The sequence below is a fragment of the Bacillus sp. E214 genome, assembly GCF_008087365.1.
GTDB lineage: Bacteria > Bacillota > Bacilli > Bacillales > Pradoshiaceae > Pradoshia.
Genome location: NZ_VENN01000007.1, coordinates 34,528 through 51,824 on the forward strand (window position 1 = coordinate 34,528; position 17,297 = coordinate 51,824).

General features: G+C 38.3%; 19 protein-coding genes. 12 read left to right on the forward strand and 7 right to left on the reverse strand.

From position 1 onward, the window contains the following. Positions 1 to 21: 21 nt before the first annotated feature. Positions 22 to 531, reverse strand: a complete 510-nt coding sequence (locus FHY47_RS17035; RefSeq protein ID WP_066102568.1) for a DUF3231 family protein — start codon at positions 529 to 531, stop codon at positions 22 to 24. Between the two features lie 119 nt (positions 532 to 650). Beyond that, positions 651 to 956 (reverse strand): iron-sulfur cluster assembly accessory protein, encoded by a 306-nt coding sequence (locus tag FHY47_RS17040; protein WP_066102565.1) that lies wholly within the window; start codon positions 954 to 956, stop codon positions 651 to 653. Positions 957 to 1,081: 125 nt separating this feature from the next. Between FHY47_RS17040 and FHY47_RS17045 the strand changes: the two genes are divergently transcribed. Genes FHY47_RS17045 through gshAB form a run of 3 tightly spaced genes read left to right on the forward strand, consistent with a single transcriptional unit; the run spans position 1,082 to position 5,060 of the window. Continuing rightward, positions 1,082 to 1,429, forward strand: a complete 348-nt coding sequence (locus tag FHY47_RS17045) for an ArsR/SmtB family transcription factor (RefSeq protein WP_066102562.1) — start codon at positions 1,082 to 1,084, stop codon at positions 1,427 to 1,429. A 20-nt stretch (positions 1,430 to 1,449) separates the two neighbouring features. Then, positions 1,450 to 2,799 carry an MATE family efflux transporter gene (locus FHY47_RS17050; protein ID WP_148631227.1) on the forward strand — a complete coding sequence of 450 codons (1,350 nt, stop codon included), beginning with the start codon at positions 1,450 to 1,452 and terminating at the stop codon, positions 2,797 to 2,799. A gap of 26 nt (positions 2,800 to 2,825) precedes the next feature. Beyond that, positions 2,826 to 5,060, forward strand: a complete 2,235-nt coding sequence (gshAB, locus tag FHY47_RS17055; protein WP_148631229.1) for a bifunctional glutamate--cysteine ligase GshA/glutathione synthetase GshB — start codon at positions 2,826 to 2,828, stop codon at positions 5,058 to 5,060. 79 nt (positions 5,061 to 5,139) lie between these two features. On the opposite strand, the gene FHY47_RS17060 is transcribed toward gshAB, so the two are convergent. Continuing rightward, positions 5,140 to 5,469 carry a four-helix bundle copper-binding protein gene (locus tag FHY47_RS17060; RefSeq protein WP_148631231.1) on the reverse strand — a complete coding sequence of 110 codons (330 nt, stop codon included), beginning with the start codon at positions 5,467 to 5,469 and terminating at the stop codon, positions 5,140 to 5,142. 174 nt (positions 5,470 to 5,643) lie between these two features. Here FHY47_RS17060 and FHY47_RS17065 point away from each other — a divergent pair, with 174 nt between their 5' ends. The 7 genes from FHY47_RS17065 (at position 5,644) to FHY47_RS17095 (ending at position 11,687) form a co-directional block, all read left to right on the forward strand. Further along, positions 5,644 to 6,396 carry a MerR family transcriptional regulator gene (locus tag FHY47_RS17065; RefSeq protein WP_139892864.1) on the forward strand — a complete coding sequence of 251 codons (753 nt, stop codon included), beginning with the start codon at positions 5,644 to 5,646 and terminating at the stop codon, positions 6,394 to 6,396. Positions 6,397 to 6,607: 211 nt separating this feature from the next. Next, positions 6,608 to 7,150, forward strand: coding sequence for a helix-turn-helix domain-containing protein (locus tag FHY47_RS17070; RefSeq protein WP_066102679.1), 543 nt, complete (start codon positions 6,608 to 6,610; stop codon positions 7,148 to 7,150). 28 nt (positions 7,151 to 7,178) lie between these two features. After that, a complete protein-coding gene (locus tag FHY47_RS17075) occupies positions 7,179 to 8,285 on the forward strand; it encodes an ABC transporter ATP-binding protein (RefSeq protein ID WP_066102548.1) in 1,107 nt (368 codons plus the stop codon). Continuing rightward, positions 8,275 to 9,066: an ABC transporter permease gene (locus FHY47_RS17080; RefSeq protein ID WP_066102545.1), complete on the forward strand. Its 792-nt coding sequence runs from the start codon at positions 8,275 to 8,277 to the stop codon at positions 9,064 to 9,066. The genes FHY47_RS17075 and FHY47_RS17080 overlap by 11 nt, the downstream gene beginning before the upstream one ends. A 10-nt stretch (positions 9,067 to 9,076) precedes the next feature. After that, positions 9,077 to 9,877, forward strand: a complete 801-nt coding sequence (locus FHY47_RS17085) for an ABC transporter permease (protein WP_066102542.1) — start codon at positions 9,077 to 9,079, stop codon at positions 9,875 to 9,877. Continuing rightward, positions 9,874 to 10,947 (forward strand): ABC transporter substrate-binding protein, encoded by a 1,074-nt coding sequence (locus FHY47_RS17090; protein ID WP_139892865.1) that lies wholly within the window; start codon positions 9,874 to 9,876, stop codon positions 10,945 to 10,947. The genes FHY47_RS17085 and FHY47_RS17090 overlap by 4 nt, the downstream gene beginning before the upstream one ends. 197 nt (positions 10,948 to 11,144) lie before the next feature. Then, a complete protein-coding gene (locus FHY47_RS17095) occupies positions 11,145 to 11,687 on the forward strand; it encodes an REP-associated tyrosine transposase (protein ID WP_066102534.1) in 543 nt (180 codons plus the stop codon). A 463-nt stretch (positions 11,688 to 12,150) separates the two neighbouring features. On the opposite strand, the gene FHY47_RS17100 is transcribed toward FHY47_RS17095, so the two are convergent. The 3 genes from FHY47_RS17100 to FHY47_RS17110 are packed head-to-tail and all read right to left on the reverse strand — an operon-like array spanning position 12,151 to position 14,377. Continuing rightward, complete coding sequence (locus FHY47_RS17100; RefSeq protein ID WP_066102530.1) at positions 12,151 to 12,891, reverse strand: amino acid ABC transporter ATP-binding protein; 741 nt, start codon at positions 12,889 to 12,891, stop codon at positions 12,151 to 12,153. A gap of 18 nt (positions 12,892 to 12,909) precedes the next feature. Next, positions 12,910 to 13,572, reverse strand: a complete 663-nt coding sequence (locus FHY47_RS17105; RefSeq protein WP_066102526.1) for an amino acid ABC transporter permease — start codon at positions 13,570 to 13,572, stop codon at positions 12,910 to 12,912. Between the two features lie 16 nt (positions 13,573 to 13,588). Next, the gene (locus FHY47_RS17110) at positions 13,589 to 14,377 is read right to left on the reverse strand and encodes a transporter substrate-binding domain-containing protein (protein ID WP_066102523.1); all 789 of its coding nucleotides are present in this window, start codon (positions 14,375 to 14,377) and stop codon (positions 13,589 to 13,591) included. Positions 14,378 to 14,640: 263 nt separating this feature from the next. Here FHY47_RS17110 and FHY47_RS17115 point away from each other — a divergent pair, with 263 nt between their 5' ends. Next, on the forward strand, positions 14,641 to 14,895 hold the full coding sequence (locus tag FHY47_RS17115) for a metal-sensitive transcriptional regulator (protein ID WP_139892867.1): 255 nt from the start codon (positions 14,641 to 14,643) through the stop codon (positions 14,893 to 14,895). Positions 14,896 to 14,983: 88 nt separating this feature from the next. Further along, the gene (locus FHY47_RS17120) at positions 14,984 to 15,280 is read left to right on the forward strand and encodes a rhodanese-like domain-containing protein (protein ID WP_066102518.1); all 297 of its coding nucleotides are present in this window, start codon (positions 14,984 to 14,986) and stop codon (positions 15,278 to 15,280) included. A 274-nt stretch (positions 15,281 to 15,554) separates the two neighbouring features. Here the strand turns inward: FHY47_RS17120 and FHY47_RS17125 are convergent, their stop codons facing one another. Next, complete coding sequence (locus FHY47_RS17125) at positions 15,555 to 16,853, reverse strand: hemolysin family protein (RefSeq protein WP_066102677.1); 1,299 nt, start codon at positions 16,851 to 16,853, stop codon at positions 15,555 to 15,557. Between the last annotated feature and the right edge of the window lie 444 nt (positions 16,854 to 17,297).

Consider the following 17,297-nt stretch of genomic DNA (forward strand, 5'->3'; position numbering starts at 1 on the left):
TCTTCTTTCTTAATGAATTTATTAGTCAGTTGTCGTTACAACATGAAGAGGAGGCGGAACTAACCAGCCTTTTTCTTTGTTTATTTTTAATAATGCGGCCCCGAATTGTGCCTTTTTCATATGGAATTGTCCAAACATTAAGCCGATGTCTTCACGAATACATTGAGCCATTGCCTGAGCACAGGCAACGAGTCCAGCAGCAATATCAGCCGATACAAGTCCAGAAACCTCTTGATCTGTAAACCGTGCACCAGGAGGAATAGCCTCGATTTGGCTTTCCGGTTTTTCAGGTGGTGCAGGCGGCAGAGCAATACCATTATGTTTTAGTAATTCCTGCAGTTGTTTTACATCTGATCTAGCATTGGCGATCATGTCATCTAATAAATCTTTTAAATCATCATCACCAGTATGGTTTTTAAGGGTTTGAAAGCCAGGAATCATGGCCTGTGCACCCATTAATTGTGACCATACAGCAAATACCTCACCATAATGCATTGGTTCTTTTTGCGGATTTCCACTTAAAATGCCCATTAATCAGTCGACTCCTTATATTTAAATTTGAAGAACTCATCTGTTAATATGAACCAATTAACTACCAATTATACGTAAAAGAGGCAACCGATTGAACGGCTGCCTCTACATTGAATATTTTAATGATGGTGTCCATGTCCGCCTTTATGAGGGTTTGTTATTTCAAAACCTGGTTCAGGTAGATGGAAGTACTTAATCCACACTCCATCCAGGAATTCTTCTCGCTTATCAAGCAAGACATCAATATCCTTATCAGTCTTAACAATTTCGTCATGCTCAGTTGGTGTACTCAATTCAATATCATAGTGAGCATGGTCGCCATGCATATGGGAAATCACTACACGAATCATTTTCCCGTCGGCTTCCTCTGTACTCAATAATTTTTTTAATTCTTTGGCGGCATTCCGATTTATTTTACAATTCATTCTATCTCCTCCAATCTACTAGATCTCTTATAAGTGTAACTTAAAAATTTCCATTATTAAAATAATGAAGTATAATATAACCATAAAACTAGTTTTATGGTTATGTGAAGAGGAGGGGAATGTAAATGTCTTGGGTAATGAAAACAGATCATCGAATGCGCTGTATATGCGAAGAAGGTAAACAACAGCTACCAGCCGTTCATAATGAACAATCATTACTGGAGCTAGCAGAAATGTTTAAGGCACTTGGTGATTCTACTCGCCTGGAGATTCTGTCATTATTATTAATTGAAGATTTATGTAAATGTGAAATTGTTACAGCTCTTTCGCTTCCTAATTCCACGGTCAGCCATCATATTAAAATTATGGAAAAAGGCGGAGTTATTAAAGGAAGAAGAGAGGGGAAATATACAATTTATCGATTATGCGAAGAAAGGCTGGAGTCAATTATCAGCTTTTTACGTAAGCAGTAAAAAAGATAGGGGGAAACAAGATGAAGGGTGCTTATAACTTAACAGAAAATGCAATCTCCTCATCTCTTCTGAAGCTTTCCGTTCCTATAATAGCAACAAATTTTATTCAAACCACATATGGAATGGTCGATATGATTTGGGTTGGCAAGCTTGGCAGCGGTCCAGTTGCTGCCATAGGTACGGCAAGTTTCTTCGTTAATTTGGCGCTGGCTCTTGCAACAATGGTCTCGATTGGGAGCGGAGTCAAAATCGCTCATTGTATGGGGGCGAACAAAAAAGAGGAAGCGGCAGAATACATAAAAAACGGGTTTATCATGTCACTGATCCTGGCTATTTTATATACGCTTGTTCTATTTATCTATAAAGATTCATTTATTGGCTTCTTTGAGCTGGGCGATTCTCAGGTGGAGAGAATGGCTGTGCAATTTTTAGTCATCTCTATGATTGGTGTTATATTTTCTATTATAAATTTACTGTACAGTATGATTTTAAATAGTATGGGAAACAGTAAAACGCCATTTCGCGTCTACACTATTGGTTTTCTCGTTAACATGATCTTGGATCCTTTTTTAATTTTTGGGATCGGATTTATACCTGGAATGGGGGTTGTTGGAGCTGCGCTTGCAACATTAACAGCAAACATTATTGTTACGCTCCTTTTCTGGTTTAATTCTAAAAGATTCATATCATTAGGGAGCCATACAAATTGGAATGGACGTAAGATGATAGAAGTAATTAAAATGGGGATTCCAATTACAGTCCAAAGAGTAGTATTCATCGGCATATCCATCATTATTGCAAAGATTATTGTGCAATGGGGAGCAGAGGCGATTGCTGTTCAAAAAGTTGGTATCCAAATTGAGTCGATTTCCTATATGACTATTGGGGGGCTGCAGGGTGCGATTGCCGCCTTTATTGGACAAAACTATGGTGCAAACAAAATGGACCGAATCCATGCAGGGTATAAAATAGCATTGGCTATGACCATAGGGTTCGGTTTACTTACGTCACTACTATTTATCCTGTTTCCAGAGCAGCTTTTTTCTATTTTTATCAGTGAGCCTGATAGTATAAAACTCGGAGCAGACTATATGAGAATCCTTGGATACTCGCAGGTATTTATGTGTATGGAGCTTTTAACAGTCGGAGCATTTAATGGGTTGGGGAAAACCTATATTCCGCCTATTTTTAGTATCACCTTTACAGTGCTCAGAATCCCGATGGCCATCCTTCTTTCCGTTCCATTTGGATTAAATGGGGTATGGATGAGTATCGCAATCAGCAGTCTTTTGAAGGGTGTTGTATTGGTAATTTGGTTTATGTTTACATTGCGAAAAATAAAAAATAAGACAGCAAGAATACACGCATAAGAACGGTTGGTAAGGAGAGTACATATATGACAAATATAGACCATAGACTTCTAAAGCTCATGAAAGAAAAACACCTATCGGAAACATTGTTTAGGGGAAATTTTGGCCTTGAAAAAGAAAATAATAGGGTTCATAAAAATGGGACATTAGCTTTAACACCACACCCGTCTTCATTCGGTGACAGAGCAAAGCACCCGTACATTACAACCGACTTTTCTGAGTCTCAGATAGAGATGGTGACTCCGGTGTTCCCGACGATTGATGAGGCGTTTGAGTTTCTGGAAAATATACATGATATTGTGAGTTTAGAATTATCTAAGCAAGGAGAATACTTATGGCCAGGCAGTAATCCTCCTATTCTTCCCGATGAATGCTTGATTCCAATCGCCAAGCTGGAAAACGATCAGGAGACCGAGTACCGATATAAACTTGCACAGAAATACGGAAGAAAAAAGCAATTAATAAGCGGTATCCATTACAATTTCTCGTTCTCTGACGAACTATTGCACGTATTGTATGATGAACAATCCAGCCATAAAACATATAAAGAGTTTAAAAATGATATTTATTTAAAAATCAGCCGTAATTTTAACCGCTATCGAGATTTATTGGTTGATGTGACTGGGGCCAGTCCAGTGTTTCATAATACTTATAACCAAGACTGCGTCTTAAGGGCAGAGCAATTAAATCAAGGAAGTTATTATCTCCCTCAAGTTCATTCATTTAGAAACAGCGTATGTGGTTATAAAAATCGAAAGGACTACCAGGTTTCCTATCAATCAGTTGAAGAATATGTTGAGGATATTCACAATTTGATTCAGAAACATGAATTGTTGAGCGCAAAAGAATATTATCATACGCTCCGCTTGAAGGCAGGTGCTGGTGAAGATCCCCTGCAAGGTCTTTTAGATAAAGGGATTCAATATATTGAGATTCGGTTGTTAGATTTGAACCCTCTGTTTAAAATCGGTACAAGTAAAGAGAATCTCTATTTCATTCACTTATTTATTTTGTATATGCTTCTGCTTGAAGAAGAGGAAAAGACCGATTTGAATTATTTATCCATCATAGCTGGAATGAAGGAAATGGCACGAGAATTATCTCTAGCTGATAAATACATCCATATACTGGTCGAAGTTGAAAATATGCTAATTGATCCGGAACTCTCTTATGCAGCAAGAATAAAGGAAGGTATAAAGCAGTCATCCTACGAATTGTTTCATATGAAACATTCTTTTGATTATTTACACGAAAGTGAAAAACATTCATTCACTTTATTGGGATATGAGGATATGGAGCTTTCAACGCAAATTTTAATTAAAGATGCTATTAAAAGAGGAATAGGAATCGAGATTGTTGATCGAGATGAAAACTTTATTGCTTTATCTGATGGGAAGAAAACAGAGTATGTGAAGCAGGCGACCAAAACATCGCTCGATTCATACAGTACTGTTTTGGTTATGGAGAATAAGCTTGTTACGAAGAAGATTCTTCGAAATGCTGGGATGAGAGTTCCGAATGGAGGGGCCTATCAATCTCTAGAGGAAGCAGTTATGGATTATGAGAAATATAAGGCCAAGCAAATTGTAATCAAGCCGAAATCAACAAATTTTGGTTTAGGAATTACGATTTTCAAAGATTCATTTTCAAAAGAGGACTATGAAAAAGCATTAGGGATGGCTTTTCTTCATGATCGTACTGTGTTGGTTGAGGAATTCCTCAGTGGAAAGGAATATCGGTTTCTTGTAATGGGAGATGAAGTGACAGGGATCCTTCATCGTGTCCCAGCCAATGTGAAAGGTGATGGACAATCCAGTATTGCTGAATTGGTTAAAGCGAAAAATAAAGATCCTTTACGGGGAAAGGGCTATAAAACACCCTTGGAGAAGATTCAGTTAGGGGAAAGTGAAGCACTTTTCCTAAAGGGACAGGGAAAGGATTTCGATTATATCCCGGCGGAAGGAGAGCTTGTTTATTTAAGAGAGAATTCTAATATCAGCACTGGCGGGGATAGTCTAGATCTTACTGATGCTATATCAGGGAGCTATAAGGAATTGGCCATTCAAGCTGCAAAAGCTGCTGGTGCTACAATCTGTGGAGTCGATATGATGATTGATGATCCGACTGCCAATGTCAGTGAACAAAATTATGGAATTATCGAACTTAATTTTAATCCTGCGATCCATATTCATTGTTATCCTTACAAAGGAGAAAATAGAAGAGCAGGGGAGCGAATTCTTCAATTACTTTTTGGGAAGTAAAAAGCGGCCGCAACAGGTTTAGTAATATCTGTTGCGGCCTTTTGCTAAATATAAGAAAATAAACTCCTGCCATATTGATTTAGGCAGTCATGCTGAGACAAGCATCAGCGCATTTGAAGCAAGCCCCGGCACATTTTTGGCAATGGTCATGATCGTGCTTTTGACATTCCTCTCCGCAAGCTTTACAAATCACTGCACAAAGATTACAGATTTCTTTTGCAAAAGGACTGTTAGATTGCATTGATTTAACCGCCAATGCACAAATGTCCGCGCATTCTCGATCCAGGCGGATGCAATATGCCATCATCTTCATGTGATCCTCTTCTAAGCAAGCATCGAAACATACATTACAAGCATCTATACATTCAATACAGGCATCTATACAGACTTGGTACATGTCTTTATTCATAAAAAAACCTCCTCATTAAAAATGGTTATATCCCTATCTATTCACATTCCCTTGCTGGAAGGGAATAAACTCAATATGGATGTTGACGTTCGCTAATCTCATTAAAATATCTAAAATGCTTTGACTCTAACGTTACGTCATCATTTACGATATAGGAAGGGAGGGGTGAGAGAGGTGTATAAGATAAAGGAAGTCTCCGAGCTTGCTGGAGTCAGTGTTAGAACTTTACATTATTATGATGAAATTGATCTGTTAAAACCAGCTCATATTGAGGAGAATGGATATCGTTTATATAATGAGGGAAATTTAGCACGCCTTCAGCAAATATTATTTTTTAAAGAAATGGACTTACCGCTAAATAAGATCAAAGCTATTCTGGATGATCCCCAATTTGACCACTTGGATTCCTTGATGAAACATAAAAAGGTTCTGGAGGAAAAGCAGAAGCGGCTGGAGAAAATTATTCAATCCATAGATCAGACCGCCCAGGCAATTAAAGGAGGAAGGAAAATGTCAAGGCAGGATATGTTCGAGCCATTTGATATGAGTAGAGTTGAAGCACATCTAAAAAAGTATGAAAAAGAAGTTAAGGAAAAGTATGCAGACACGGAGGCATTTCGCCAATCCCAGCAAAAAACAAATGGCTATCAAGCAGATGATTGGAAGGCAATTGAAATAGAAAGACAACAAATTTATCAGTCTTTAGCTGAATTAATGGACCGGGATCCTGCGGATAGTGAGGTTCAACAAATCGTCCATGAATGGCGAATGCATATTTGTAAACATTTTTATAATTGCACACCGGAAATATTTAAAGGGCTTGGCGAGATGTATATTTCTGACAAACGTTTTACTGATAATATCGATAGTACAAAGCCGGGGCTTGCCCGATATTTACATGATGCTATTCAAATCTATTGCCGCTAATTAAATAGAATGACGTATAGGTGCCTGAAAAGATAGGCACCTATTTTTTATAAAATTTAAAAATCTTATTTTGCTATATATTTTTGTTGATGTTTCCTAAAAATGTTGTATAATAATCTGAGTTTGGTAGTAAACATTAAGTTTGATAATAATAAACTTTCTCTAGTTAGAGTTTACTTATAATAAACGAAATTGAGGTCATACCATGTTAATGGAAATCGGAAGCAAAATTAAAAATTTAAGATTAAAAAAAGGTCTGACTCAAGAAGAACTTGGTGAAAGAACAGATTTAAGTAAAGGGTATATTTCACAACTTGAAAGAGGTCTCAGTTCACCATCTATTGAAACATTCTTCGATATACTCGAGGTTCTCGGCTGTACCCCAAAGCAATTTTTTGATGAGGAAGAACGTGAACAAAAAGTAGTATACGGAAAAAATGATACGACAGATTTTATAGATGAAGATCGGGGTTATCAAATCCAATGGCTTGTTCCAGAATCAAATGAAAAAGAAATGGAACCCATATTGCTTACATTGCAGGAAAAGGGAGAGTTCAAAAAATTTGAGCCCTCACTTTCAGAGACATTTGGCTATGTATTAAAAGGGAGAATCATGATAACACTCGGCAGAAGGACATACTTTGCCAAGGCAGGAGAAGCAATTTATTTTAACGCAACCGAAGAACATCAGATAATTAATGATTTCAACGGGATTTCAGAATTATTGCTTGTAGCGACGGATTCTTATCTATAATTAATATCCACAAGAAGGAGTAATGAACATGAATGATCATACAATTATTCGTTTTGAGAACGTCACGAAGCAATATGATGACGATCCAGCGGTATTAAATGATGTTAGCTTTGAAATTGAAAGAGGGAAATTCTATACACTCTTAGGACCATCAGGTTGCGGAAAAACGACGATTCTCCGCTTAATTGCCGGATTTATGCAGCCCTCTGAAGGAAAGATTTACTTTAACGGTAAATTAATAAATAATGTCCCGGCCAATGAGCGCCAGGTAAATACAGTATTCCAGGATTACGCCCTATTTCCACATCTAAATGTATTTGAAAATGTTGCATTTGGTTTACGCATTAAAAAAATGAAAAATGCAGACATTGCCAAGAAAGTGACAGAAGCATTACGCTTTGTTAACCTGGCTGGTTATGAAAACCGTGAAATTAAAGAAATGTCCGGTGGACAGCGTCAACGTGTAGCCATTGCCCGTGCGATTGTAAACGAACCGGAAGTAATCTTACTTGATGAACCTTTATCGGCGCTCGATTTAAAGCTTCGTACTGAAATGCAATATGAATTGCGTGAGCTTCAACGCCGCCTTGGTATTACCTTCATCTTTGTTACGCATGACCAAGAAGAAGCATTGGCGATGAGTGATGAGATTTTTGTTTTGAACAAAGGCAGAATTCAGCAAAGCGGTACGCCAACTGATATCTATGATGAGCCTGTTAACCGATTCGTCGCAGACTTTATCGGAGAATCCAATATTGTTCCCGGTAGAATGATTGCCGACTATATAGTAGAATTTGCAGATAAACGTTTTGACTGCGTAGACGGCGGTTTCAGAGAAAATGAGTCTGTAGAAGTGGTAATCCGTCCTGAGGATTTAGAGATTACTACACTCGAACAAGGAAAAATGCAGGTACGCGTTGATTCCCAATTATTCCGTGGTGTTCACTATGAAATTTGCTGTTTTGATGAAGCAGGTAATGAGTGGCTAGTACACTCTACGAAAAAAGCGGTTGTTGGGGAAGAAATTGGGTTGAGTTTTGATGAAGAAGCCATTCATGTCATGCTGCCGGGGGAAACGGAAGAAGAATTCGATAAACGCTTAGAAGCATATAATGAGGCCGGCCATGAAGAATAAAGCGAAAACTCTCTATCTGATTCCATACTCTATTTGGATTGCATTGTTTGTTGTATTCCCGATTATCCTGGTTGTCTATTACTCCTTTATTGGGATTGACGGCCAATTCACGTTGGATAATTACAGCAACTTCTTTACACCAGTCTATTTGAAAATGACATTAAGTTCGTTTTGGTATGCTTTCTTAGTTACAGTTATTTCTTTATTAATTGCATACCCAACGGCATTTTTATTAACGAAAACAAAGCATAAGCAATTATGGCTCTTATTAATTATCTTACCAACCTGGATTAATCTACTTTTAAAAGCATATGCCTTTATTGGTATTTTTGGCACATATGGTGCTGCCAACGCCTTTTTAGAGGTTTTTGGAATAGGAACAAAGCAAATTCTATTTACTGATTTTAGTTTCATCTTTGTTTCTACCTATATATTTATACCGTTTATGCTATTGCCAATTTACAATGCGCTAGAGGAAATGAACCAATCCTATGTAGATGCAGCCAGTGATCTTGGAGCATCCAAATGGATGACTTTCCGCCGTGTCATTTTCCCTCTGACACTCGACGGAGTGAAATCAGGTGCACAGGCTGTCTTTATCCCAGCCCTGTCATTGTTTATGATTACTCGTTTGATTGCAGGTAACCGAGTGATTACATTGGGAACAGCAATTGAACAGCATTTTCTCGTTACGCAAGATTGGGGAATGGGAGCTACGATAGCGGTATTCCTAATTATCGCAATGGCATTAATCATGATTCTGACAGGCAGAAGAAAGTGAGGGATGGACAATGAAAAAGAAATTTAAGCTATCAAATCTATATCTAATCTTAGTGTTTGCCATCCTTTATGCACCAATTTTCTATCTGATGTTCTATTCATTTAACAGCGGCGGAAAAATGCATGGCTTTGATGGTTTTACGCTGCAATGGTATAAAGAAGTATTCGCCGATACGCGATTGCTTATTATTGTGTTGAATACACTGGTTATTGCTCTGCTTTCAGCTACAATTTCTACAGTGATTGGTGTTTTTGGAGCACTGGCCATACATGAGGTACGCAAGAGAAGGACGAAAAATACATTACTTTCCTTGAACAATGTTTTGATTGTAAGCCCTGATGTCATTATTGGTGCTTCCTTCTTAATTATGTTCACCATTATTGGGATTAAACTTGGCTTTATGTCCGTTCTTTTATCCCATATTGCTTTCAGTGTTCCGATTGTTGTAATTATGGTATTGCCTAAACTTCAGGAAATGAGCCCGACATTGATCGATGCGGCTCGTGACTTGGGGGCGAGCCAGTGGAATGTGCTGACAAAGGTTATTCTGCCTTACATCACATCCGGTATTTTTGCTGGTTTCTTTATGGCATTGACCTATTCACTGGATGATTTTGCCGTAACCTTCTTCGTGACAGGGAATGGATTCTCCACACTATCCGTAGAAATCTACTCCATGGCTCGTCAAGGTATATCGTTAACGATTAATGCATTATCAACCTTGCTATTCTTATTTACAATTTTATTGGTTATTGGATATTACTTTATTACACAAAGAAGCACCAAGCCGCGAATGGGGGTTAAGGAATGAGCAAGCTAACCCGTACCCTGATTCTGATTTTGGTTGTATCATTCGGCCTTTTATATTTGATCAATCGATTAAATGCACATGAAGGATATGCCGGAGATAATACCTTAACGGTTTACAACTGGGGAGATTATATCGATACGGATTTAATTGAAAAATTTGAAGAGGAAACAGGCATTAAAGTCATATACCAAACCTTCGATTCAAACGAAGCGATGATGACGAAAATCGAACAGGGCGGTACGTCCTATGATGTAGCTGTTCCTTCAGAATATGCAATCAGCAAAATGAAGGAAGAAAACCTGTTGATTGAAATAGATCACGATAAAATACCAAATTTAAAGCACATTGATTCTCGCTTCCTAGACCTTTCCTTTGATAAGGGAAATAAGTATTCCATTCCATATTTTTGGGGAACAGTCGGAATTGCTTATAATACAAAGCTCCTTCCGAATAAAGAATTCAAAAGCTGGAATGATTTATGGGACGAAGAATTAGAAAATAAAATCTTGCTTGTTGATGGTGCTCGTGAAGTCATTGGAATGGGATTGAATAGCCTTCATTATTCATTAAATGACACGAATGAAGAGCATTTGCAGGAAGCTAAGGATAAATTAGATACATTAACTCCGAACATTAAAGCAATCGTGGGTGATGAGATCAAAATGCTTCTCGCTCAGGAGGAGGCAGCAGTCGGGCTGGTTTGGTCCGGTGATGCAGCTGATATTATGTGGGATAATGAAAACATTGATTATGTAGTGCCGGAAGAAGGCTCTAATCTCTGGTTTGATAATATGGTTATTCCGAAAACATCCAAAAATGTGGACGGAGCACACCAATTCATTAACTTCATGCTGGATCCTGAAAATGCTGCTCAAAACGCAGACTATGTAGGCTATTCCACACCAAATAATGCAGCGTTAGAAATTTTAGGAGAAGAAGTTTCAGGGGATGAACGCTTCTATCCACCTGCTGAGCTAACAGACCGACTTGAGGTCTACGATAATCTCGGCAAAAAGATGCTCGCGCATTATAATGAACTTTTCCTTGAATTTAAAATGCATAAAAAATGACACTTTGAAAACCGATTTCACCTGGGGGTGGGGTCGGTTTTTCTGTTTATCTAAAGAAATGATTTTCTTGAAGTAGCCAGCAAACCAGAATGTAAAAGATGGACGTAAAATTATGTTATATTTTTCACAATCCAAAAGGAATTTTGCCAGCCATGAACGAAAGAGTAATGTATTAACTTATTAAGGAGGAAAAATACTTGTCCAACACTCTGAATCAATTTGAAATAACTTCAATTTATCACATTACCAATAGAGGGGTTAGAAAGGAGCCAATATTCCATAATATGATCGATAAGCATAGATTCATGATTATTCTTGCTGAAGCCCATAGTAAATATGATTTTAAACTCCATGCGTACTGCCTTATGAACAACCACTTTCACCTTCTCTTAGAAACCTCCAATTCTCCTTTAAGCAAAATCATGCAAACCATTCAACAAAGATATGCCATGTATTTTAACCATACCTACAAATCTCAGGGGCATGTATTTCAAGCAAGTTACTATTTCAGAATCGTTGATAGCTCAAATGATTTTTTAAATGTCAGTAAATATATCCATATAAATCCTGTTGTGGCAGGATTGGTTACAAACCCTCAGGATTATCAGTGGAGCAGCTATGCCACATTCTCCAATCACTCACCTCGCAATCATCCACTAATCGAAACGGATACTACCTATTCTTTTTATCCAAATAATTCAAAAGAATTATATAAAAAATTCATTGAAAAACAATCATAATGGTTGTCATAGACTAAAAGGTGCTCATTCATTGAGCACTTTTTTTGTGGAAGAGCATATGAGCATTTCTGGTCCACCTTTATGCAGTCATAAAAAGTTCCCTATATTATGTGGAAGGTGGGTGAAAGGCAGGTGAAGTCCGGGGGAAAGCTGAGCTCTAGCCGAGCTATGAGGCACCTATGGACCGGCTATACCGGGGTAAAGGTGGATGAAAGGTGGTTGAAGTCCAGAGGAAAGGACCTATCCCCGAGCTATGAGGCACCTATGGACCGGCTATACCGGGGTAAAGGTGGGTGAAAGGCGGTTGAAGTCCAGAGGGAAGCACCTATCCCCGAGCTATGAGGCACCTATGGACCAGCTATACCGGGGTAAAGGCGGGTGATAGGTAGTTGAAGTCCATGACGAAGCTAAAATACGTAAAAAAACCCTCCCATTGATGGAGGGTTCAACATAGTTAGGGATATTATAACTGACTTCCAAAGAACTCTCGTGTCCGTTCTTCTTTAGGATTTTCAAATATTTGCTCAGGAGTGCCTTTTTCCAGGATGTTTCCTTCGTGCATAAAGAGGATTTGGTCAGCAACTTCGCGTGCAAAGCCCATTTCGTGAGTGACAATAACCATCGTCATTCCATCCTGGGCGAGTTCCTTCATGGTGGTCAATACTTCACCAACCAGCTCTGGATCCAGGGCAGAGGTTGGTTCATCGAATAGCATGATATCAGGTTTCATCGCCAGGGCACGGGCGATGGCTACACGTTGCTTTTGTCCACCGGATAGTTTATTTGGGTAAACATCTGCCTTGTCATCAAGGCCAACCTTTTTTAATAGCTCTAATGCTTCTTGTTTAGCTGTATCTTTGGCTATTTTCTTTACCATAATAGGTGCTTCAATTATATTTTCCAGTACAGTCTTATGAGGAAAGAGGTTAAAGTGCTGAAAGACCATCCCGATTTTTTGGCGTACTTCATTAATATTATGGGTTGTTGTTTCGATTTGTTCACCTTCAATAATGATGGAGCCGCTATCCTTTTTTTCAAGATAATTTAAGCAGCGCAGCAATGTACTTTTACCAGATCCGCTTGAACCAAGTAAACAGACAACATCGCTTTCATAGACAGTCAAACTAATATCTTTTAATACATGCAGATCTCCAAAGGATTTATTCAGATTTTCGACTTTTATCATTTCTCGTAATTCATTCATTTTTGTTTCCCCCTCTTACTAATCGCTAATTGCCATTCTTTTTTCAAGTGCTCGAAGACCCAGTGTTAACACAGCAACCAATATTAGATAGTAGACAGCAACAATGAGTAAATAGGTCATCTCGTCAAAATTATTGGATCCGAGAGTGGTCGCCACATTAAACAGCTCATTCAATGAGATGAAAGCAGCGAGAGAAGAATCCTTTAGACCGATAATAAATTGGTTACCGAGTGGCGGGAGGGCTCTTCGTAAGGCTTGAGGGAAAATGATTCGGCGCATGGCGAGTCCGCGTGTCATACCAAGCGAGCGGCCAGCCTCCATTTGTCCTTTATCAATGGATTGAATTGTTCCCCGGAAAATCTCAGCAATATAGGCCCCGTTATGAAAGGCGAGAGCCAATGATGCTGCCCAGAAATCCGGTATAAGAAAGATGCCGCTGAACCCAAAATAAAGAATGAAAATTTGGACAATTAACGGGGTTCCGCGAACAAGATATATATAAGCATCGGAAATGTAACCGAGCAATTTAATTTTCGAGATTTTAAGTAAAGCTACAAATAGTCCTATTATAATTCCGATTATGATGGAGACGACAGTCAATTCAAGAGTTAACAGAAGTGCATCGAAGAATACCCCGCGGGTATCAACTAATGTTTGAAAAAAGTGTGATAAATCTTGCAATCGTAACAGCTCCCTTTCATTCTTTATTATCTGGTTTTTGAGTAATATCTTCGCCAAAGTATTTCATACTAATTTTTGATAGAGTACCGTTTTTGCGCAGTTCCTCAAGTGCTTTATTAACCTCTTCAAGAAGTTTTGGATTATCCTGTGGAAGCACTATAGCTTGCTCACTTCGTTCAATCAGCTGTTGTCCAACAATTTTGAAGCCTTCTTTGGCAGCGGTTTTCCCAGTGACAAAATCGGTAATGACAGCATCATGTCGGCCATTGCTTAATGCCTTGAGTGCAGTCACATCACTATCGTATGTTTTAATATCAGATGTATATCTGCTCGCAGTGTCTGCATATGTAGATCCTTTGGCGGCTGCAACTTCTTTCCCTTTTAAATCTTCAACTGTCTTGATATCACTGTCTGGACGGGTGAAAATTTGTGGTCCTGAATAGTAGTAGGGAGTGGAAAAGAGGACGAATTTTGAACGTGCCTCATTAATGGTATGGCTGGCCACTGCGGCATCAGCTCTCCCAGTTTTTACACCTTCAACAATTCCCTTGAATTTCATTTGTTTTTGGACAGGCTCAAGCCCCAATTGTTTAGCGATGGCTTCCCCAACTTCAATATCAAAGCCAGTCATTGTCATATCATCGTTCATATAGCTGAAGGGCTTAAATTCCCCGGAAGCGGTGAAAACGAATTGATCGTTATTAATCAATTCTGCCCCGCTTGCCATTTGCTCCTTTTCTGCACAGGCAGTCAAGGAACCTAGCAGAAGGAGTAGAAAGATAAACGGAAGAATATTTTTTTTCATTCCAGTTGAATCTCCTTTCAGTGTCAATAGAGCTTGCTTTCTAACTAAATACCCATTAATGCCAGTAATTAACCAAAATACTAAAAAACAACTTTATTGGAATAGCAAATAGTAAGAAGAAGGACCTGTATGTCATCATAGAATACGCTGAGATTTTCAGGTATACTGATACTAATTAATAGGGAATAAATAGTATAAAGAAGAAGCTGAAAGATGAATTTATCGCTGATATAGATTTGAATAACTTAAGGAGTGATTTTCAGATGGAATATGATGATAAAGTCAAAAACCGTATTAAGAGGATGGAAGGTCAATTACGCGGGATACTTAAAATGATGGAGGATGGAAAAGATTGCAAAGAAGTCGTGACTCAGTTATCTGCGGTAAGGTCTGCAGTAGACAAGACAATTGGAGTCATTGTCAGCAGTAACCTTATTGAGTGCGTGGAAAATGCGGAAGATGTAGAGAAGGAAAAGTTAGTGAATGAAGCAGTGCATCTGTTGGTCAAAAGTCGCTGAGAGTTTCGGTTGGCTTTTTTTAATAAAATTTGATATACCTATAGGGGTAATGTTACGTTGAAATCTTAAAGGAGGCGGAATCAGTACGATGAAAACAATTGAGCCACAAGAAGTGGAAGCAAAACTAGCTGAAGGGCAGTCCTTAAATATTATTGATGTTCGTGAAGTAGATGAAGTACGTAACGGGAAAATTCCAACAGCGGTTAATATTCCATTAGGCCTGCTTGAATTTCGGATGAATGAGTTAGATAAATCAAAAGAATATATAGTTGTTTGCCATGCAGGAGGAAGAAGCGCCAGAGCTGTTCAGTTCCTTGAATCTGAAGGATACGATGTGACCAATATGAATGGTGGCATGCTAGAGTGGGAAGGGAAAACTGAATAATAAGAAAAGACGAGAACTTGGGGTCTATCCCATTCTCGTCTTTTTTTGCAATCATTTTTTTGAAATTAATTGAGTTCAGGTGAATTAATAGAATCCTAATGTTTTTTATTGATGTCCATATCAGTTTACTGGATCCAATTAAATTCTTTGCTCCTACATAATAGGAAAATCCAAATGTAATCAACAAAATCTTAATAAAAATGGGTTCATAATACTAACTTACTATTCTAGCAATAAGCATACAAGCATTCAGTGTGTATGCTCCTTTTATTATTTACTCGGATGCTTTTTTCACTTCAATATATAAAAGATGGTGATCTTCAGCATCCTCTACAGTAAAGATGAATCCATCCTCTTCCAATGTATCCCCAATGGCTGCATCGATTTTATGAGTTAAAAACCAACCGCCTAATGTATCTACATCCGGATAGTCCATTTGTATTCCAAGCAAATCCTCAATCTCAGACAATAGCATTTTTGCATCTAGAATATAATGATAGTCACCTATTCTACGAATCTCTGGTAGCTCATCTGTATCGAACTCATCGCGGATTTCCCCAACGATTTCTTCAAGAATATCCTCAACCGTAACAATACCGGAAGTACCGCCGTACTCATCAAGTAACACGGCTATGTGTATGCGTTCCTTCTGCATTTTCACAAGTAAATCGTGAATAGGAATCGTTTCAATTACCGTGATAAGTGGTTTAACATAATCACGGATTGGCATATCTGTTTTCAAACCGCTTCTAAGACTGGCTGTTAGTAATTCTTTAACATTCACAAATCCAATAATCGTATCTTTATCTCCATCTGTAACGGGATAGCGCGTATATTGTTCATTATTTAAAGAAGCAACAATATCTTCTAAAATATCATCCTTTTGAAACGTTTGAATTTCTGTTCGAGGCACCATGATTTCTCTGGCAATCCGATCATCAAATTCAAAGATATTGTTTACATATTTAAATTCAGATTGATTGATTTCTCCCTTTTTATAACTGTCAGTCAGAATCATCCGCAACTCTTCTTCAGAATGGGCAATGTCTCCTTCGCTAGCCGGTTTAATGCCAAATAGGCTTGTGATAAATCGGGCAGAATGGTTCAATGCCCATATAATCGGAAACATCACTCTATAAAACATAATAAGCGGCCGTGCGAAATTCATTGTAATCGTTTCTGCTTTTTGAATCGCAACGGATTTAGGCGCCAATTCTCCCACTACAACATGTAAAAAGGTAATAATAGAAAATGCAATCACAAAGGAAATAATACTTGCTACAGAATCCTGGATGTGCAATTTTTCAAATAGGGGATCAATGAGATGTTTAACGGTGGGCTCCCCAAGCCAACCGATCCCTAATGATGTAATCGTAATCCCAAGTTGTGTCGCTGACAAATATTCATCTAAATGTGTTACGACCCTCTTGGCTGCCATTGCTTTTCGATTTCCTTCTGCAACAAGCTGATCTATTCTGGTCGCACGGACCTTAACAATGGCAAACTCTGATGCCACAAAGAACATCGTACTCACCAATAAAAATAAAAGTAAAACTATATTAACTATGTCCATCGTCTCCATTCAATCTCTTTACCCGTCCGGAGTAAAGATTCACCTCCTGACAAATATCCCTTTGTATATTTCTTCACCATCAGGAACGGGTTTAAACTTTTTTGCGACATATGGGAAAAAATACACATATAAACAGGATACTCCTGTAAGTGACTTTGCTCAATCTTTATGATACTCTTTAAATAGAAAGAATCATGAATGGTGGGCATTCATGATTCTGCAAAAGCCACTCCTTAACGGAGACGAGTATTGATTTTTTTAGGCCTCACTATCTTTTTAGAGCAGTGAGGTCTATTTTTTATTATTTATCGTGATTACTGTTAGAAGTAAGGTGGCAAAGCTGAATGTTACCATAAATGTCTCAAAGATTGACATGGGACATCACTCCATTTCGGATGGTTGGTGTCTGCTTAATGGAAGTGACTTTTGCTAGTTCATTATAGC

Coding starts and splice junctions, on each gene's coding strand:
- FHY47_RS17035 (WP_066102568.1), bottom strand. CDS start 531: ATGGGCATTTTAAGTGGAAATCCGCAAAAAGAACCAATGCATTATGGT.
- FHY47_RS17080 (WP_066102545.1), top strand. CDS start 8,275: ATGAAGAATAAAGCGAAAACTCTCTATCTGATTCCATACTCTATTTGG.
- FHY47_RS17115 (WP_139892867.1), top strand. CDS start 14,641: ATGGAATATGATGATAAAGTCAAAAACCGTATTAAGAGGATGGAAGGT.
- FHY47_RS17085 (WP_066102542.1), top strand. CDS start 9,077: ATGAAAAAGAAATTTAAGCTATCAAATCTATATCTAATCTTAGTGTTT.
- FHY47_RS17040 (WP_066102565.1), bottom strand. CDS start 956: ATGAATTGTAAAATAAATCGGAATGCCGCCAAAGAATTAAAAAAATTA.
- FHY47_RS17045 (WP_066102562.1), top strand. CDS start 1,082: ATGTCTTGGGTAATGAAAACAGATCATCGAATGCGCTGTATATGCGAA.
- FHY47_RS17110 (WP_066102523.1), bottom strand. CDS start 14,377: ATGAAAAAAAATATTCTTCCGTTTATCTTTCTACTCCTTCTGCTAGGT.
- FHY47_RS17050 (WP_148631227.1), top strand. CDS start 1,450: ATGAAGGGTGCTTATAACTTAACAGAAAATGCAATCTCCTCATCTCTT.
- gshAB (WP_148631229.1), top strand. CDS start 2,826: ATGACAAATATAGACCATAGACTTCTAAAGCTCATGAAAGAAAAACAC.
- FHY47_RS17125 (WP_066102677.1), bottom strand. CDS start 16,853: ATGGACATAGTTAATATAGTTTTACTTTTATTTTTATTGGTGAGTACG.
- FHY47_RS17075 (WP_066102548.1), top strand. CDS start 7,179: ATGAATGATCATACAATTATTCGTTTTGAGAACGTCACGAAGCAATAT.
- FHY47_RS17120 (WP_066102518.1), top strand. CDS start 14,984: ATGAAAACAATTGAGCCACAAGAAGTGGAAGCAAAACTAGCTGAAGGG.
- FHY47_RS17100 (WP_066102530.1), bottom strand. CDS start 12,891: ATGAATGAATTACGAGAAATGATAAAAGTCGAAAATCTGAATAAATCC.
- FHY47_RS17090 (WP_139892865.1), top strand. CDS start 9,874: ATGAGCAAGCTAACCCGTACCCTGATTCTGATTTTGGTTGTATCATTC.
- FHY47_RS17070 (WP_066102679.1), top strand. CDS start 6,608: ATGGAAATCGGAAGCAAAATTAAAAATTTAAGATTAAAAAAAGGTCTG.
- FHY47_RS17060 (WP_148631231.1), bottom strand. CDS start 5,469: ATGAATAAAGACATGTACCAAGTCTGTATAGATGCCTGTATTGAATGT.